The sequence below is a fragment of the Janthinobacterium sp. NKUCC08_JDC genome (assembly GCF_019345575.1).
Lineage (GTDB): Bacteria > Pseudomonadota > Gammaproteobacteria > Burkholderiales > Burkholderiaceae_D > Janthinobacterium > Janthinobacterium aestuarii.
Window position 1 is genome coordinate 134,090 of sequence record NZ_JAHKQW010000009.1, and the last position, 18,214, is coordinate 152,303.

Here is an 18,214-nt window from a genome sequence, read left to right on the forward strand (position 1 = left end):
CTTGAATGTAAATGCAAACTGCCTCAGCCGCCCGTCTGTGCCATGAACCTGATAATTTTATCGGGCTGCGTATTGAAATCATGCTGCTGCGGCTTCAGTTCGATGGCGGCGCGGATCGCCGCCTCGATCTCCGCATCCGTGGCGCCGCCGCGCAGCATGGGGCCGAGGGCGAATTTCTCTTCCTGGCCCAGGCACAAATACAGGGTACCATCGACGGACAGGCGCACGCGGTTGCAACTGGCGCAAAAATGCTGCGACATGGGCGTAATGAAGCCGATGCTCGAGCGTCCATCGGCTGTCGCCATGTAGCGCGCCGGCCCGCCACCGAGCTCTGTTGCCTGCGGCACCAGGCCAAAACGCGCCGCCAGGCGCTCGCGCACGGGACCGAGCGGCATATAGCTGGCATTGCGGCCCGTGCTGCCCATCGGCATGGCTTCAATCAGGCGCAGGATGAACTGCTGCTCGATGCAAAACGCCGCCATGGCCTCGATCTGGCCGTCATTGATGCCGCGCATGGCCACCATATTGATCTTGATCGGGTCGAAACCGGCCGCCTTGCCCGCCATCAGCCCATCGAGAATCGGCTGCAGGCTGTCGCGCCCCGTGATCTGCTGCATGCAGGCGCGGTCGAGCGAATCGAGGCTGACGTTAATGCGGTCCACGCCCGCCGCGCGCAAAGCCACGGCGTGCTTGCCCAACTGGGTGGCGTTGGTCGACAGCGACAAGTCCTGCAAACCAGGCAATGCCGTCAGCCGCTGCGCCAGTTCCGGCAAATTGCGCCGCAACAGCGGTTCGCCGCCCGTCAGGCGCACGCGGCGCGTGCCGAGGCGAACGAAGATGCCCAGCAGGCGCTCGATCTCGTCGAACGTCAGCCAGTCCTTCGGCTCCTCGAAGCCGCGAAAGCCCTTGGGCATGCAGTAACTGCAGCGCAAGTCGCAGCGGTCGGTGACGGACAGCCGCACATAATCGATCGAACGGCCAAAACGGTCCTGCAACTTGACGCTACCCATGACGCTACTCCTGTTTCTTACTTGATTGTAAAGGCTGGGGCACGATCTGGCTGTGCCCCAGAAGGCCTAGCGGCCTACGCCTTTCGGCCTACGCATTTCTACCTACTGAACCAGCGGGTTGGCCGTGCCTTCGAGCTCGATGCCTGCGATCTCGGCGCGTCCCACCAGCAAATGCAGATACTGGTGCACGGCCCGCTGCCACGCGGCGCGCGACAGGCGGTCGGCGATCTGCGCCTGCACGGCCTCGTAGGCGATGGGCTGGCCCTCGACCCGGCGCAGCACTTGCACGATGTGGTAGCCGAAGCGCGTTTCCAGCAAATGGCCGGCCAGCGCGCCCGCTTCCAGGCGGAACAGCAGCGCATCGAATTCCGGCACGCTCTGGCCCGGCGACAGCTGGCCCAGGTTGCCCCCCAGGGCGCCCGACGGGCAGTTCGAATACTGCGCCGCCAGTTCGCCGAAGCGTTCGGGCGCCAGTTTCAAGGCGTCGAGCACGGCTTGCGCCGTCGTGCGCAGCAGCTCCAGGGGCGCCTCGGGCGTCACCTGGAACAGGATGTGGCGCGCCTCGACCAGCGCCCCGCTGCTAAACAGCTGCGGGCGCTGCGCATAAAAGGTGCGGCAAGCCGCATCATCGGCGGGCGGCACGCGCACTTCCTGCGCGAACAGCGCTTCGATGCGGTCATCAATACTGCCGCCCTGCACGCCGAGGCGCTCGGCTTCTTCCAGCAGCAGCCGGCGCAGCACCAGTTCATGCACGGCCTGCTTCAAAGGGTTGCCGGCGCCGTCGTGATGCGGCAGTTCCTGCGCGATGTCGGCATCGTCGATATCGATGCCATTGACGGAGATTCCCATGATGTGATTCCTTTCTTAGCGGCGGCGCACCAGTTGATAGGCGCGGCCCAGATATCCGATGGCGCCGAAGCCGCTCCACACGTGCACCAGACGGGTGAACGGGAAGATGACGAACAGCGACATACCCATGAACAGGTGCAGCTTGAACACCAGCGGCGCATCGACGATGAAGCTGGCGGCGTCACCGCGGAAGGTCACGATGTGCTGCGCCCAGTTCATCAGCAAGACCATCATGTGGCCATCCATGTGCGAAGCCGAGACGAAGATCGAGGACAGGCCCAGCAGCAAGGTCAGTAGGATCCACACCATCACCAGCTTGTCGCCGGCCGTGGTGACGGCGCGCAGCCGGTCGTTACTGAAGCGGCGCACCAGCAGGATCAGGATGCCGACCAGGCACAGGCCGCCCATCACGCCGCCGGCCGCCATGGCCACGCCCTGCTTCAGGCTATGCGACACGCCCAGGGTATCCCACACCCAGACGGGGGTGAGCAAGCCGGCCGCATGGCCGAACAGCAGGCCGATGATGCCGATGTGGAACAGGATATTGCCCAGGCGCAGGCTGCCGCGGTGCAGCAGCTGGCTAGAATCGGACTTCCACGTGTATTGCTCGCGGTCGAAACGGATCAGGCTACCGAGGAAAAAGATGGCCAGCGCGATGTATGGATAAATGCCATACACAAATTGATGCAAGTAATTACTCATGATGTACTCTCCTCATGCGGACGCGCTTCAAGCGGCGCGCCGCGGCTGCGGGTGAAAATGCACGGGATGGACGCCGCCCGGAACCTGGGCCGGACCTTGGCGCAGCAGCGGCTCGACGCCGTCCGCACCGGGACCGAAGGTTTCCAGCGCTTCATCCATGTCGCGCACCGGCGGTTCGGCCAGCATTTCCGCCGCCACGGGGCTCAGGCGTTCGAGCACGGTGAAGACGGGCGCATACGGACTGCCGTTGGCCGTCAGCTTGCGGCCGATGTGCGCCAGCACGTGGACGGCGTCGCCCAGCAGCGGCGCCGAGACTTCCTCGTCGAGCTGCGCGAGGAATTCCAGGAACAGCGGCACGAAGTCGGGCAAGTCGTCGCCCACCATTTGCAGGCCGTGGCGCTTGTACTCCTCCATCAGGTCGACCATGGCCTGGCCCCGGTCGCGCGATTCGCCGTGGATATGCTCAAACAGATGCAGCGAGTGCGACGGGTTGCGGTCGAACGTGGCCACGTACTGCTGCTGCAGGTCGATCAGGCTGCTGCTTTCCAGGTGCGCCAGCAAGGGCCGCAGCAGCGCGTGCTGCTCCGGCACGGCCGCCAGCGCGGCGTCCAGCTGCGGCAGGTGGGTGATCAGCTCGGGCTCCGGATACAGCAGCAGGCGCGAAAGGACTTGGTAGTGATGCATAGCGTGTTCCATATCAGCTCCTTAAGCGCCTGGCGCCGTTTTGCGCGACTTCGGCATCTGCATGAAGATGGCCGAACCGTGTTTTTTCTTGCCGAACAAGGTCGGTTCGCTGGTGCCGTCCGAGCAGCCGTTGCCGAAGCTGAAGCCGCACGAACCCTTCTCGTTGAAGCTGTCCTCGGCCATTTCCTTGTGGCTGCTGGGGATGACGAAGCGGTCTTCGTAATTGGCGATGGCCATGATGTGGTACATGTCCTCCACCTGCGCCTTGCTCAAGCCCACTTGCTTGAGGACCGTGAGGTTTTCCACCTTCTCGACGGTCTTGCTGCGCATGTAGGCACGCATGGCCAGCATGCGGTCCAGCGCCGTGACGATGGGCGGCTGGTCGCCGGCCGTCAGCAGATTGGCCAGGTACTGCACGGGAATGCGCAGGCTTTGGGTGTCCGGCAGCATGCCGTTTACGCCCAGCTTGCCCGATTCGGCGGCCGCCTGGATCGGCGACAGCGGCGGCACGTACCACACCATCGGCAAGGTGCGGTATTCGGGATGCAGCGGGAACGCCACTTTCCACTCGACGGCCATCTTGTAGACGGGCGACTTGACGGCCGCTTCCAGCCAAAGGTCGGGGATGCCCTGGCGGCGCGCCTCGGCGATGATGGCCGGGTCGTGCGGATCGAGGAACAGGTCGAGCTGCGCCTGGTACAGGTCCTGCTCCTGCGGCACGGAGGCGGCAGCCTCGATCTTGTCGGCGTCGTACAGCAGCACGCCCAGGTAGCGAATGCGGCCCACGCACGTTTCCGAGCACACGGTAGGCTGGCCAGCTTCGATGCGGGGGAAGCAGAACGTGCACTTCTCCGCCTTGCCGGACGACCAATTGTAGTAAATCTTCTTGTACGGGCAACCGGAGATGCACATGCGCCAGCCGCGGCACTTGTCCTGGTCGATCAGCACGATGCCGTCGTCTTCGCGCTTGTACACGGAGCCCGATGGGCAAGACGCCACGCACGTCGGGTTGAGGCAATGCTCGCACAGGCGCGGCAGATACATCATGAAGGTGTTTTCGAACGTGCCGTACATCTCCTTCTGCATGTTGTCGAACAGTTTGTCCTTGCTGCGCTGGGCAAACTCGCCGCCCAGGTCATCTTCCCAGTTCGGACCCCACTCGATTTTTTCCATCTTTTTCCCCGTCAGCACGGAGATCGGACGGGCCGTCGGCGGCGTCTGCGACAGCGGCGCGCTTTGCAGGTGCTCGTAGTCGTAGGTGAACGGCTCGTAGTACTCGTCGATGGCGGGCAGGTTCGGGTTGGCGAAGATATTCGCCAGAATCTTCAGACGGCTGCCCTGGCGCGGCTCGATCTTGCCCGCATCCGTGCGGCGCCAGCCGCCGTTCCACTTGTCCTGGTTTTCCCACTGCTTCGGATAGCCGATGCCGGGCTTGGTTTCCACGTTGTTGAACCATGCGTACTCGACGCCGTCGCGGCTGGTCCATACGTTCTTGCAGGTGACGGAACAGGTGTGGCAGCCGATGCACTTGTCCAGGTTCAGCACCATGCCGATTTGCGCTCTGATTTTCATACTATGCTCCTTGTTCCTGCAACGGGCCTTCGAGCCAGTCGACCTTGTTCATCTTGCGCACCAATACGAATTCATCGCGGTTGGAGCCCACCGTGCCGTAGTAATTGAAGCCGTACGCCAGCTGGGCGTAGCCGCCGATCATGTGCGTCGGCTTGGGCACGGCACGCGTCACCGAGTTATGGATGCCGCCCCGCTTGCCCGTCATCTCCGCGCCAGGCACGTTGATGATCTTTTCCTGGGCGTGGTACATCATCGTCATGCCGGCCGGGATGCGCTGGCTGACGATGGCGCGCGCCGTCAGGCTGCCATTGACGTTGAAGACTTCGATCCAATCGTTGTCGACGATGCCGGCAGCTTGCGCGTCCGTCTCCGACAGCCACACGTGCGGTCCGCCGCGCGACAATGTCAGCATGCGCAGGTTGTCCGAATACGTGGAGTGGATGCCCCACTTCTGGTGCGGCGTCAAAAAGTTCAGCGCCAGTTCCTTGTTGCCGTTCGGCTTGGTGCCCAGCAGCGCTTCCGTCGTCTTCGTGTTGATGGCCGGTTTGTAGACGCACAGTCCCTCGCCGAAATCGCGCATCCACAGGTGATCCTGGTAGAACTGCTGGCGGCCAGTCAGGGTGCGCCAAGGGATCAGTTCATGCACGTTGGTATAGCCGGCCGTGTAGCTGACTTCTTCGCTTTCCAGGCCCGACCAGGTGGGCGAGGAAATGATCTTGCGCGGCTGCGCCTGCACATCGCGGAAGCGGATGCTGTCATGCTCGCGCGGCAATGCAAGGTGCGTATGATCGCGTCCCGTGATGGAGGACAGCGCGGCCCAGGCTTTCACGGCCACGTGGCCATTCGTTTCCGGCGCCAGCGATAAAATCATCTCGGCCGCATCGATGGCCGTATCGAGGCGCGGCTGGCCCTGCGACACGCCCTCGTCCAGCACCGTGCGGTTGATACCGCGCAGGACGTCGACTTCATGCCCGGTTTTCCAGGAAATGCCCTTGCCGCCGTTGCCGATGGTTTCCAGCAGCGGGCCGATCGAGGTGAACTTCTTGTACACGTCGCGGTAATTGCGCTCGACCACCGTCATGTTCGGCATGGTCTTGCCGGGAATGGCTTCGCATTCGCCGGCGCGCCAATCCTTGGGATCGAAAGGCTGGCCCAGTTCGCCCGGGGTGTCGTGCATCAGCGGCGTGAGGATAATGTCTTGCTGGGTACCCAGCAGCTCGCCGCCGATTTCAGAGAATTTCTCGGCGATGCCCTTGTAGATTTCCCAGTCCGACTTCGATTGCCACAGCGGCTGCACGGCTTCGGACAGCGGGTGGATGAACGGATGCATGTCCGACGTATTCAGATCGTCTTTTTCATACCAGGTGGCCGTCGGCAGCACCACGTCGCCATACAAACACGTGGTCGACATGCGGAAGTCCAGCACCACGAGCAGATCGAGCTTGCCTTCGGCGGCCGGGCGCACTTTCACCTGTTTCGGCGTGAGGCAGTCGTCTTCGTCGCTGAGCAAGCCGTTTTGCGTGCCGAGCAGGTATTTCAGGAAGTACTCGTGGCCCTTGCCCGAGCTGCCGAGGATATTCGAGCGCCACACAAACATATTGCGCGGGAAGTTGGCCGGATTGTCCGGGTCATCACACGAGAACTGCAGCTGGCCCGCCTTGATCTGGTCGAGCGCATACGCGGCCGGCTTCTGGCCTGCGGCGGCAGCGGCCTTGGCCACTTCCAGCGGATTCGTTTGCAGCTGCGGCGCCGATGGCAGCCAGCCCATGCGCTCGGCCTTGGCGTTGTAGTCGAGCAGGGTCAGGTCGCCCGTGCCGCCGGCCGCCGATGGCGAGGCGATATCGCCCGTTTCCAGCTTTTCGTGGCGCCACTGGCTCGTGTGGGCATAGAAGAACGAGGTGCCGTTCATCTGGCGCATCGGACGTACCCAGTCCTGGGCGAAGGCCAATGGCGTCCAGCCCGTTTGCGGACGCAGTTTTTCCTGGCCCACGTAATGGGCCCAGCCGCCGCCGGACTGGCCGATACAGCCGCACATCATCAGCATGTTGATGATGCCGCGGTAGGTCATGTCCATGTGGTACCAGTGATTCAGGCCGGCACCGACGATGACCATGCTCTTGCCGCGCGTCTGGTCCGCGTTTTCCGCAAACTGGCGCGCCACGGTGATGACGTCGGCGCGTTTGACGCCCGTGTGCTTTTCCTGCCATGCGGGAGTGTACGGCACGTCATCGTCATAGCTTTCCGCCACGTTTTCGCCACCGAGGCCGCGGTCGATGCCGTAGTTGGCCAGGGTCAGGTCGAACACGGTGGTGACGAGACCCGTCGTGCCATCGGCCAGGCGGATGGTTTTCACCGGCACCTTGCGCAGCAACATGTCGGACGCATCCTTGCCGCCGAAGTAGGCAAAGCCCACTTCCGTGACGGCGTCGCTGTCATTGATCATGGAGAGCATCGGCACGATGGGCGCACCGCTGCCGCCAGCCTTCTGTTCCAGATTCCACTTGCCCGACTCGCCCCAGCGGAAGCCGATGGAGCCGGCCGGCGCGGTAATCGCACCCGTGGTCTCGTCGATGACGAGGGTTTTCCATTCAGGATTATTCGTTTCGTCGAGGTTGTTGTCCAGGTGCGAAGCGCGCAGGAAGTAGTCGGGCACGAGGGTGCCGTTATGTTCCTTGAGCAGCACCAGCATGGGGAAGTCCGTGTACTGGCGCGCATAGTCGCGGAAGTAAGCGCTCTGCCCTTCCGAGTGGAATTCCTTGAGGATGACGTGGCCCATGGCCAGCGCCAGCGCGGCGTCCGTGCCCTGCTTCGGCGCCAGCCAGATGTCGCCGAACTTCACCATTTCGCCGTAGTCGGACGAGATAGCGACGGTTTTCGTGCCCTTGTAGCGCACTTCCGTGTAGAAGTGGGCGTCCGGCGTGCGCGTCATCGGCACGTTCGAGCCCCACACCATCAGATAGGTCGAGTTGTACCAGTCGGCCGATTCCGGCACGTCCGTCTGCTCGCCCCACACTTGCGGGCTGGCTGGCGGCAAGTCGCAGTACCAGTCGTAGAAACTCAGGGCCACGCCGCCGATCAGGGACAGATAGCGCGTGCCGGAAGCATAGCTGACCATGGACATGGCGGGAATCGGCGAGAAGCCGACGATGCGGTCCGGGCCGTATTTCTTGATCGTCAGCGCATTCGCGGCGGCGATGATTTCATTCGATTCTTCCCAGGTGGCGCGCACGAAGCCGCCCAGGCCGCGGATGGATTTGTACTGCTGCGAGCGCACGGGGTCCTGGCTGATCCAGTCCCAGGCCGTGACGGGGTCCATGGTCTTGCGCGCTTCGCGCCACATTTCCATCAGGCGGCCGCGCACCATCGGGTATTTCACGCGCTGCGCCGAATACACGTACCAGGAATAGCTGGCGCCGCGCGGGCAGCCGCGCGGTTCGTGGTTGGGCAGGTCGGGCCGCGTGCGCGGGTAATCGGTTTGCTGCGTTTCCCAGGTGATCAGGCCATTCTTGACATACACCTTCCAGCTGCACGAGCCGGTACAGTTCACGCCATGCGTGGAGCGCACGATCTTGTCGTGCTGCCAGCGCTGGCGGTAGGCGTTTTCCCAGGTACGGTCTTCATCGACCACGGTGCCGTGGCCGTTTGAAAACGGCTCGGCGGGCTTGCTAAAAAATTTCAGGCGGTCCAGAAAGTGACTCATGCTACCTCCACATTGCGCCGCCGACAGCGGCGCCAGGTCTTAAAAAACGCTGCAAGCACGATGGCTCAAGCGTCGATACAAACAGTCTATCGATGCGCCGTGCCCGGCGGTATTGGCAAGAAGTCGGTTTCCGGCACCAGGAATGCATAGGCGCGTAGTCACCCGGATAGTCACTATTGCCTATGGGCGGCGCGGCGGAGCTGCGGTATACCTGTCGTCATCGTTCAACACAGAGAAAGAGCATCATGCCGATTACCGATTACGCCAGCCTGCTGAGCAGCGCCCGCAACCAGGAGCAGCCGCAACGCCTGCTGTTCACCTTTACCCAGGCGCAGGCCCAGCCTGGCGGCCAGGGCAAGTCCCTCACGCCCGTGATGTGCGCCGACAAGCTGCCCGAGGAACTGGACAGCTTCGAGACATTGAAGGAGGAGTCGAAACAGATGCAGACGCACTGGGATGTGGTCTTCGTGGCGGGACTTGCGGGTCGCGAAGGCCAGCCGCCGGCCGCGCAGGAATGCGAGGCGCCCCTGCGCGCCATGGTGACGGCCATCGAGCAAGGCCGCATCGACAGCCTGCTGGCGTTTGACCGCAGCGGGGATTTGTTACGTTTTAGTTGAGGGAGCTTGTCGGATTACGCCCTGCGGGCTAATCCGACCTACCTGACGAGGCAACTGTGGAGCGACGTAGGTCGGATTAGCGTAGCGTAATCCGACACCTTGTTGGCCGCACGTTTCGGATTATCTGCCTGCATCCGGCCAAGGGCGCTCATGCAAATGCCGCGCCCTTTCTATTGGACAGACGAGGGGCAAAAACTGCTGCTGGCGCGCGGAATACGCCATCAGCGCCCCGCTGTCGATATCAAAATACCATCCATGCAATTTCAACACGCCCTGCTCCACCCTGCGCTTCAGCCATGGGTAGGTGAGCAGGTTGTCCAGCGACTGCAATATGCTGGCCAGCTCGCACGCGTGGTGTTGTTCCGCCGATGAACGGTGCGCCAGCTCGCGCCGCACTCTTTGCGCCACCGGTTCGGCGATGCGCATCCACTGGCCCACGAAGTCCGTTTCCTGGCCTTCCGCGCGCGGCTGCGGTTCCAGCAGTGCGCGGATGCCGCCGCAGCGCGCATGGCCGAGCACGATGACCCTGGCCACTTCAAGCTTGCAGACGGCGAACTCGATGGCCGAACTGACGCCGGGCGGCGCGTCCGGGGTACACGGCGGCACCAGGTTGGCGATATTGCGCACGACGAACATGTCGCCCGGGTCGCTGCCCGTCAGCAGCATGGGGTCGACCCTCGAATCGCAGCAGCCGATCAGCAGGGTCGAGGGCCGCTGCCCGTCGCGCAGGCTGTCGTACAAGGTTTGCGGCTCGCTGAAATACTGCTGCTGAAACAGGCTGAAGCCGTTGACGAATTTTTCCAGTTCTTCCATGACTACCTCTTACTGTGTTCAACGCCAGGCAAGCAGGACTCGCCCGGCGTTCTGACGCTAACTAGCAAGGCATCGGCGCGTTCTTGCGCGCATAGCACCACCATGTGATCGCGATGCAGCTGACATAAAAGCCGATGAAGCACCACAGGGCCGCGTCGGGGCTGCCCGTCAGCGCAATCGACGTGCCGTAGCTTTTCGGGATGAAGAAGGCGCCATACGCGGCCACGGCCGAGGTGAAGCCCAGGACGGCCGCGCCTTCCTTGTTGGCGTCGACGATGGCTTGCTCCTGCGCCGCCTTGCCCTTGCCGGCCGCCGCGCGCTGGTGTTCCGTCAGGAAGATCACGGGGATCATGCGGAAGGTCGACGCGTTGCCGATGCCCGTGCCGGCGAACAGCAGCATGAACATCCAGAAGAAGCCATTGAAACTGCCACCCACGCCCGCTTGCGGCATGAAGTACAGCACGCCCAGCACGGCACCGATCATCAAGAGGAAGGACCACAGGGTGACTCTGGCGCCGCCCAGTTTGTCGGAAATCACGCCGCCGGCCACGCGCGCCAGCGCACCGACGAGGGGGCCGAGGAAGGCGTAATCGAGCGGGTTCACGTCGGGGAACTGGATCTTGATCAGCAGCGGAAACGCGGCCGAATAACCGATAAAGGAGCCGAAGGTGCCCGTGTACAGCCAGCACATGAGCCAGTTGTGCTTGCGCTTGAAGATCACTGCCTGCTCGGAAAACGATGCTTTCGCCGATGCCAGGTCATTCATGCCGAACCAGGCCAGCAAGGTCGACAGCGCGATGAACGGCACCCAGATGAAGCCCGCGTTTTGCAGCCACATGTCCTTGCTCACGCCATTCTTGACCCAGGTGAGCGAATCGCCGCCCCAGGCGCCGAAGACGGCAAACGTGATCACCAGCGGTACGACGAACTGCACCACCGACACGCCCAGGTTGCCCAGGCCAGCATTCATGCCCAGCGCGAAGCCCTTGCTGGCCTTAGGATAGAAAAAGCTGATGTTGGCCATCGACGAAGCGAAATTGCCGCCGCCGAAGCCGCACAGCAGGGCCAGGATCAGCATGGTCGGATAACCGGTGTTCACATCCTGCACGGCCAGGCCGATGCCGATGGCGGGAATCAGCAAGGAACCCGTGGAAATGGCCGTCCAGCGGCGCCCGCCGAAGATCGGCACCATAAACGAATAGAAGATGCGCAAGGTGGCGCCGGACAGGCCGGGCAAGGCCGTCAGCCAGAACAGCTGGTTGTTACTGTAGGTGAAGCCGATGTTGGGCAGGTTGACCACCACCACGCTCCACACCATCCACACGGCGAATGCCAGCAGCAGCGCGGGGATCGAGATCCACAGATTGCGCGCGGCCGTGGCCTTGCCCGTGTTTTGCCAGAAGCTCGGGGTTTCCGGCTCCCACGTATTGATCATGTAGCGGCTCATGCTTTAGCTCCTGCGAGTTGGTTGGTAGGTGCCGCGCGCAGCGGCTTAAACGAGAAATACATCCAGACGAGGGAGACGCAGACGGTGCCGTACAGGAGCATGAAGGAGCTCGAACGCACGCCCGTGAAGTCCACCAGGGCGCCGAACATCACGGGCAGGATGAAGCCACCCAAGCCGCCGGCCAGGCCGACCACGCCCGAGACTGCGCCGATGTTGTCGGAAAAATCATCGCCGATGAACTTGAAGACGGACGCCTTGCCCACGGCCATGGCGATACCGACGATGAACAGCAGCACGGTGAACCACAGCGGCGACAGGCCGATATGGAAGGCCAGCGGACCGGTGACGGTTTCCACGACCATCTGTGTTTGCGGATACGACAGCAGGAAGAAGCACACCCAGCACACCCACATCACGGCCCAGGTGACTTTCGCCGCGCCGTATTTGTCGGAGATCCAGCCACCCACGGCGCGCAGCACGCCGCCCGGCAGCGAGAAGCAGGCGGCCAGCAGCGCCGCGTGTTTCAAATCAAAACCGTATTCGGCCACGTAGTACTTCGTCATCCACAGCGCCAGCGCCACGTAGCCGCCGAACACCACCGAGTAGTACTGGCAGTAGCGCCACACGCGCGGATCCTTCAGCACCTTCATCTGTGCGCTGAAGCTTTCGCCCGATGGCGCCAGATGCGATTTGTCCGTGTACGAAAACAGCCAGAAGATGATGGCCGTGGCCAGCATGGCTACCGCATACACCTTGGGCAGCATTTGCCAGCCGAAGGCGGCGACGATGCCCGGGGCGACGAACTTGGTCAGCGCGGAACCGGAATTGCCGGCGCCGAAGATACCCATCGCCAGGCCGCGGCGCTCCTTTTCATACCAGCGCGCCACGTAGGGCGTGCCGACGGAAAACGATCCGCCCGCCAGGCCCACGAACATGCCCAGCACGAGGAAGTGCCAATAGGCGGTGGCGTAGGAGATCAGGTAGATCGGCACCACGCTGGCCAGCATCAGCCAGAAGAAGACGCGGCGTCCGCCGTATTTGTCCGTCCAGATGCCCAAGGGCACGCGCACGAGGGAGCCCGTCAGCACGGGCATGGCGGCCAGCAGGCCGAATTGTGTTTCAGTCAAGCCCAGGCTGGTCTTGATGGGGATGCCCAGCACGGCAAACATCATCCAGACTGCAAAGCAGATGGTAAATGCGAAGGTGCTGCTGATCAGCACGGACGCCTGCTTGCGCCGCATGCCGGGTTCGACTGCCTTGTTACTACTGTTGTTCTTAGTGCCATCTAGGGTAGCCACGATGTTTCTCCATGAATGCACTGGCCGTCTGGCCAGCCGTCCCGACCAGCTTACGTGGCAGAGTCGAAAGGCACTATCGGCCACAGGGTGATTCTGGAAAGGCAATCTGGATAGCCGCATCGGCAAAAGTGACTAGATGGCGGGGTATGAACCTAGCCTGGATGGCGAGTGTTTTACAAACGGACGCATTTTTGGCACACTCGGCGCCTGGAGAAAAAGAACGCCATGCAGAACAGAGACGAAACAGACGGTATCATCACGCGCGCGGCGCTGCCGGCCGATGTGGACGCCATGCTGGCCTGCGATGCCTATGCGCAGGCGCACGCCAGCCGGGGCGATGCCGTGCGCGCCGCCGTCGGCCAGGGGCACTGCCAAGTGGCCATCCAGGCTGGCCAGGTGGCAGGCTATGTCCTCACGCGCGACGATTTCTTCGATTACGGTTTTGTCTCGCTGGTGGTGGTCGCTCCCGGCCACCAGCGGCGCGGCGTGGGCGTGCGCCTGCTGGCCGCCGCCGAAGCCGCGTGCACGACGGCGAAGCTATTCACCTCGACGAACCAGTCCAATCTGGCCGCGCAACGGCTGTTCGCCAGCGCGGGTTTCGTGCGCAGCGGACAGATCGACCATCTCGACGAGGGAGACCCGGAGCTCGTGTACATGAAATGGTGCCGCTGATTGCGCGTCCCTCCGACGGCGTATGGCGCGGCGCGCCAAAGGCGGCTATGCTGGCGCTACTTTGAATAACGACCGCATGGACATATGGACTATCTGAGCCTCAAGCATTTCCACATGGCTTGCGCCGCCGCCAGCGGCCTGCTTTTCCTCTTGCGCGGCGCATGGATGCTGCGCGCCTCGCCCGCCTTGCAGCAGCGCTGGGTAAAAATCCTGCCGCACCTGGTCGACACGGCCTTGCTGGCCAGCGCCATCACCCTGGCCGTGTGGAGCGGCCAGTCGCCGGGCAGCCAGCCCTGGCTGGCCGCCAAGCTGTGCGCACTGGTGGCCTACATCGTGCTGGGCACCATCGCGCTGAAACGGGGCAAGACGCCGGCCGTGCGCGGCGCCGCCTTCGCGCTCGCCGTGCTGGTCTTCGCCTACATCGTCGCCGTAGCCGTGACCAAACAGGCCTGGCCGCTCTGATGCAGCAAAAAATGTAGCGCAGGGTCGCGCCTGCAGTACAGAGTGACGCGTGCGCGGCGCGACCTGCAGGTGCTTATTTGGCGCGGTTTCTTTCCTGAATTTCCTTGCCAAGGGCGTCCTCTAGCCACCATTCACGCACCTCGAGCGCCTTGTTCTCGATGCTGGCATTGGCCAGCAAGGGATTTTTCTTCAGGTATGCGATATCTTCCTCGAAATTGTCGTGTATCGAAGCCACTTGCAGGAAACGGTTGGCATCCAGACGTCCCAGGTAGATGACCTTGCCAGCAACGACGTCAAACTCGATCGGCTTCGGCGACGATTCGGAGTACCTGGACCTGAATCCATAGTCAAGCAGCCAGATGATGACGCTGTAGCGTCCCGGCGTCAGCTGCAGCGCAAAGGTGCTGCCTTTGCCCGTAGGTACTTTTGGCAAGACATTCTGCAAGGCGACCTGGCCGGCGGGAGCATGGCTGGATAACCACAGACTTTTGCCCTCGAGGGCGGCAGGGTCGCTGCTGACGATGCCGAACCTGGCGCCATGCGCCTCGAAGACGGAGCTCTCGAACACGGTGCCGACGACAACGCCCTTGGCAAGGTCGGGTGTCGTGTAGGTAAACGCAGGCGCGCTATTGCGGCCGGTGACACAGGCCGACAACAGCGCAGGCAGCAAGACGGCGCACGCCAGCGCGCGCAGCATGGTGGTTCGGACAAACATGGATGATCCTGAATAAAATGAAGAAATGGGTCACAAGTGATGGGCAAAGGGCAAAGGACGGCAAGCGCGCCTGTGCCTGCATGAGTCCAGATAAATATTGCTAATTGGAAATATTTTCAGTGTATCCGCCTGGCACGAAAATGTCTAGTTGACAAGTAGTCAAAGGACGCCATACGACTTCTGCGGAACGCGGCAAGCTGCACGGCAATGATAGTATTGGCAACTTCATCGACAAGGCAGCCACCGTGGCCGTGCTGCTCCCCTGAAAGGCAACCATGCTCTTATCCGAACTATTGACCAAGCTGACCTGCGGTGATCTGGAAGGCGAGGAACTCGACGACGCCGTCGCCGCCATCACCGAAGCTCCCTCCGCGCCGCGCGAGGAATGGGTCGACAGCGATGCGCAAGCCTACGCGCTGGAACTCCTCTCGCAGCTGGGCGGCCATATGGCGTCGAGCGACAAGATCGATGAATTGCACGAACAGATACAGGACATGTTCGACGAATTCCCCGACTTCCCGTACGCACTGCTCAAGGAAAGCGGCGGCAGCGTGCTGCCCTATTTCGAGTGGCTGGATACGGAACTGGCGCAGCGCGCCGTGGAAGAAGGCGGCTATGACCTGATCCAGATCGACGGCAACGGCTCCGACGAAATGGATGCGCTGATCGTCTACCGGCGCGACACGGACGACATCATCCAGGCGGCGGCATTGATGGGCGTGACGATAGGCCGGCCGCTCACCTACTATCGCGGCATCGATGCGATGGTAGGCAAGCGGCCAGGGTAAGACTTACTGCATCGGCAAGGCGCTGACATCGACGGCCGGCGCCTGGCCCGTCGCGGGCCGCGTAAAGTTCTGGCTGGTTTTCACATAGTCGGCGAAGAAGCCGCCGTTATGCAGGTAGAACTTGCCGTTTTCCAGCCCGCCCGCATAATCCATGCGCTGCGCATTCGTGGCCGTGGCGTCGCCGGTGAACCTTCCCGCCGTCACTTCGGTCCATGTCCCGGAAACGTTCCTGGCCCACTGGTTGCCGAACTGGACGCGGCGCTCCGTGTAGCCCAGGGTATCGATAAAGTTCTCGAGGAAGGAATGCACGCCCGTCAGATACGTGGAGATCGCCGGCCGCTTCCAGGTGGCGATGTAGCGCCACTTGCCCGTCTCGGGCGCGAAGAACCAAGCCGAATAATCGCTGCCGCCATTGCCGTCGGGCCGCGCACGCGTGATGAAGCGGTACGTCGTGCCAGCCGCCCAGTTATACGACAGATAGGTCTGGCCGCCCGTGCCCTCGCCGCCAAACGCATTGTCGACCACGCCGGCGCCCTTGCTGACCAGGGTGGTCTTGGCGCCATTGTCGGCATCCCACACGGAGAACAATATCCAGCGCTCGCTCGGCGACTTCACCTGTATGCCCATGTAGCCCTGGCCAAAGCCGTTGGCCATGAAGTAGGAGCCGATGGCGTCCTGGCCCTGGGGAATCGTCATCTCGTTATAGAAATACTCGGTATTGGCCGGCACCGTATAACCCATGTGCACGGACGGGCCGCGCCGCGACCAGTAGTAGTTGGCGGGGTCATTCGCATAGGTGAGCGCCGTATTCGACGTCACCTTCAGCGCCGCGACGTCGCCAAACGTGCCCTTCACGCGCTTGAGACCCTGCATGTCGACCTTTACATAGCCGGCCGCCGGCACATTGACCGTGCCGACGGCATAGGTCTTGCGCTCCTTGCCGGCCAGCTTGACGTCGAACGGCGTGCCATTGATCTTCACGCGGATGGTGCTGTTGCCGCCATCGGCCAGGCTGGCGTCGAGCGCCACCTGCACGGAGCCCGCCTCGGCCACGCGGAAATACGTGCTGGCGACGGCATCGGGATTGCTCCAGCCGGCCAGGCCGCGTTCGTTGATGACGGCGCCTGCGTCCCCGCTGGTGATGAAGGCGTTACCGGCCAGTTCCACGGTCGCCGTCGTGGCGGGCGCCGCCACGCTGGCCGCCAGCAAGGCCGTATTGCCGTTGCCCGTGGCGGTGGCGCCGCCGCAGGCCGCCAGCAGCAAGGGCATGGCGGGAAGGATGGCATAGAGTAATGAACTTCTGTGTTTCATCAACGTCTCCTGGTGGTACAGCTTTGCGGCGGGCGAACACGGGCCTGCGCACCTGCGCCGCGGTTGAAAAACTGGGTGGACAGAAAAAACCCGCTACGGCAACTGGTGCGGTAGCGGGCGAATGGAGCTTAGTACTTGCCGTCGAGGGCGAAGATCGGCTTGCGCGATTTCCACTGCCCGCCCGTAAAGTCCGGGAAGTCCAGGGTCTGGAAGTTGGCGGCGATCGATTGCTCGGACAGCGGCGTGATGGCGCTCCACGTCACGGCATCGTAGATATCGATCGGCATCGGCGCGTTGGCCTTGAGCGCTTCGACAAAGGCGTGGATGACGAAGAAGTCCATGCCGCCGTGGCCAGCGCCTTCCGCTTGTGCCGCGTACTTGCGCCACACCGGATGCTCATACTTGTCCTGGTAAGCCTTGAAGTCGTCCCACTGGTGCGGCTTGCTGACGCCTTCGATATGGATCGAATTGTTCAAGTCCATCCACAGGCCGTCCGTGCCTTGCACGCGGAAGCCCAGCGAATACGGACGCGGCAAGCTCGTATCGTGCTGCAGGATGATGGTTTCGCCGTTCTCGCACGCCAGCGTGGTGGTGACGACGTCGCCCAGCTTGAATTTCACCTTGGCGTTCGCATGCTGCGCGCCGCCCGGCTGCTTGACGATGTAGTCGTGCAAGCCGCGCGCCTTGGTGGCGAAGGCGTTGATGCGCGTAAAACGGTTGCCGCGGTTGATGTTCGTGTACATGGCGCACGGACCGATGCCGTGGCTTGGATACAGCTCGCCATTGCGCTCGACCGAGTGCTGCGTGCGCCAATGGGCTTCGGACCAGCCCTTCTCGCCGAACTCCACGCCGCCGCCATATGGCTTGGCCGGATTGCCGCTGTTGAATTTCACGGCGCGCAAATCGTGCTGGTAGCCGCCCTGCAGGTGCAGCAGTTCACCAAACAGGCCCGCGCGCACCATCTGCAGCGCGGCCATCACGTCGCGGCGGTAGCACACGTTTTCCAGCAACATGTACGGCGTGCCCGTTTTCAGCTGGGTATTGAGCACATCCCAGTGGTCTTGCAGGGTGATGCCGGCCACCACTTCGCAGCCGACGGCGATCTTCGCCTGCATGGCGGCGATCGCCATCGGCGCATGGAATTCCCACGGCGTGGCGATGATCACGCCATCGAGGCCGCCCGCGTCCAGCATGCGCTTGTAGGCTTTCTGGTCGCGGTCTTCGCCATACGTGCGCGGACGGGGCTTGCCGGCCTTGGCCACCTGGCCCAGCGCGTGTTTCAGCATGATCGGTTCGATATCGCACAGGGCCACCACTTCCACGTCGTCGCGGCGCACCAGTTCGGCCAGCAGCACCTGGCCGCGCATGCCCGTGCCGATCAGGCCCAGGCGGACCTTGTCGCGGCCGGCGGCGGGTGCGGCGTTGGCCTCGCCAGGCAGCAGTGCGCTGCCGGTCATGGCGCCACCGGCCAGCGCGGCGCTGGCGGACAGGAAATTGCGTCGATTGATTTGTGTCGTCATTGGTCTCTTCTCGCTTCCATTGGTAATGATCGTCGCCGGTCCGCCGCACGGCAG

16 protein-coding genes are annotated in these 18,214 nt (G+C 62.8%); 4 read left to right on the forward strand and 12 right to left on the reverse strand.

Annotation, left to right across the window (positions count from 1 at the left end; translation table 11 throughout):
- Positions 1-23 precede the first annotated feature (23 nt).
- The 6 genes from moaA to KO538_RS20175 form a co-directional block, all read right to left on the reverse strand.
- Positions 24-1,010, reverse strand: coding sequence for a GTP 3',8-cyclase MoaA (gene moaA, locus KO538_RS20150; RefSeq protein ID WP_034751232.1), 987 nt, complete (start codon positions 1,008-1,010; stop codon positions 24-26).
- A gap of 102 nt (positions 1,011-1,112) precedes the next feature.
- Entirely contained in the window at positions 1,113-1,859 is a 747-nt protein-coding gene (locus KO538_RS20155; protein WP_219329443.1) for a peptidylprolyl isomerase, read from the reverse strand.
- Between the two features lie 15 nt (positions 1,860-1,874).
- Positions 1,875-2,561 carry a respiratory nitrate reductase subunit gamma gene (gene narI / locus KO538_RS20160; RefSeq protein WP_070305903.1) on the reverse strand — a complete coding sequence of 229 codons (687 nt, stop codon included), beginning with the start codon at positions 2,559-2,561 and terminating at the stop codon, positions 1,875-1,877.
- A 27-nt stretch (positions 2,562-2,588) separates the two neighbouring features.
- Positions 2,589-3,257 (reverse strand): nitrate reductase molybdenum cofactor assembly chaperone, encoded by a 669-nt coding sequence (narJ, locus tag KO538_RS20165; RefSeq protein WP_257620467.1) that lies wholly within the window; start codon positions 3,255-3,257, stop codon positions 2,589-2,591.
- 9 nt (positions 3,258-3,266) lie between these two features.
- Positions 3,267-4,817, reverse strand: a complete 1,551-nt coding sequence (gene narH / locus KO538_RS20170) for a nitrate reductase subunit beta (RefSeq protein WP_034751243.1) — start codon at positions 4,815-4,817, stop codon at positions 3,267-3,269.
- 1 nt (position 4,818) lies between these two features.
- Positions 4,819-8,517, reverse strand: coding sequence for a nitrate reductase subunit alpha (locus tag KO538_RS20175; RefSeq protein WP_219329444.1), 3,699 nt, complete (start codon positions 8,515-8,517; stop codon positions 4,819-4,821).
- A gap of 245 nt (positions 8,518-8,762) precedes the next feature.
- Between KO538_RS20175 and KO538_RS20180 the strand changes: the two genes are divergently transcribed.
- On the forward strand, positions 8,763-9,134 hold the full coding sequence (locus KO538_RS20180; protein WP_034751248.1) for a hypothetical protein: 372 nt from the start codon (positions 8,763-8,765) through the stop codon (positions 9,132-9,134).
- Positions 9,135-9,254: 120 nt separating this feature from the next.
- Here the strand turns inward: KO538_RS20180 and KO538_RS20185 are convergent, their stop codons facing one another.
- The 3 genes from KO538_RS20185 to KO538_RS20195 form a co-directional block, all read right to left on the reverse strand.
- Positions 9,255-9,947: a carbonic anhydrase gene (locus tag KO538_RS20185; protein WP_034751250.1), complete on the reverse strand. Its 693-nt coding sequence runs from the start codon at positions 9,945-9,947 to the stop codon at positions 9,255-9,257.
- A gap of 61 nt (positions 9,948-10,008) precedes the next feature.
- On the reverse strand, positions 10,009-11,394 hold the full coding sequence (locus KO538_RS20190; RefSeq protein WP_219329445.1) for a NarK family nitrate/nitrite MFS transporter: 1,386 nt from the start codon (positions 11,392-11,394) through the stop codon (positions 10,009-10,011).
- Positions 11,391-12,635 (reverse strand): nitrate/nitrite transporter, encoded by a 1,245-nt coding sequence (locus tag KO538_RS20195; RefSeq protein ID WP_034751255.1) that lies wholly within the window; start codon positions 12,633-12,635, stop codon positions 11,391-11,393. The genes KO538_RS20190 and KO538_RS20195 overlap by 4 nt, the downstream gene beginning before the upstream one ends.
- Positions 12,636-12,917: 282 nt before the next feature.
- Here KO538_RS20195 and KO538_RS20200 point away from each other — a divergent pair, with 282 nt between their 5' ends.
- Entirely contained in the window at positions 12,918-13,364 is a 447-nt protein-coding gene (locus tag KO538_RS20200; protein ID WP_219329446.1) for a GNAT family N-acetyltransferase, read from the forward strand.
- A gap of 84 nt (positions 13,365-13,448) precedes the next feature.
- Entirely contained in the window at positions 13,449-13,826 is a 378-nt protein-coding gene (locus KO538_RS20205) for a SirB2 family protein (protein WP_034751260.1), read from the forward strand.
- Between the two features lie 73 nt (positions 13,827-13,899).
- Here the strand turns inward: KO538_RS20205 and KO538_RS20210 are convergent, their stop codons facing one another.
- Positions 13,900-14,541: a hypothetical protein gene (locus tag KO538_RS20210; protein ID WP_139143519.1), complete on the reverse strand. Its 642-nt coding sequence runs from the start codon at positions 14,539-14,541 to the stop codon at positions 13,900-13,902.
- Positions 14,542-14,816: 275 nt separating this feature from the next.
- On the opposite strand from KO538_RS20210, the gene KO538_RS20215 reads away from it, so the two are divergent.
- Entirely contained in the window at positions 14,817-15,329 is a 513-nt protein-coding gene (locus KO538_RS20215; RefSeq protein ID WP_139143520.1) for a hypothetical protein, read from the forward strand.
- 3 nt (positions 15,330-15,332) lie between these two features.
- Here the strand turns inward: KO538_RS20215 and KO538_RS20220 are convergent, their stop codons facing one another.
- Together KO538_RS20220 and KO538_RS20225 are read right to left on the reverse strand one after the other, a co-directional pair.
- A complete protein-coding gene (locus KO538_RS20220; RefSeq protein ID WP_257620468.1) occupies positions 15,333-16,640 on the reverse strand; it encodes a DUF3472 domain-containing protein in 1,308 nt (435 codons plus the stop codon).
- Positions 16,641-16,768: 128 nt separating this feature from the next.
- Positions 16,769-18,160 (reverse strand): Gfo/Idh/MocA family protein, encoded by a 1,392-nt coding sequence (locus KO538_RS20225; protein ID WP_200873015.1) that lies wholly within the window; start codon positions 18,158-18,160, stop codon positions 16,769-16,771.
- Positions 18,161-18,214 lie beyond the last annotated feature (54 nt).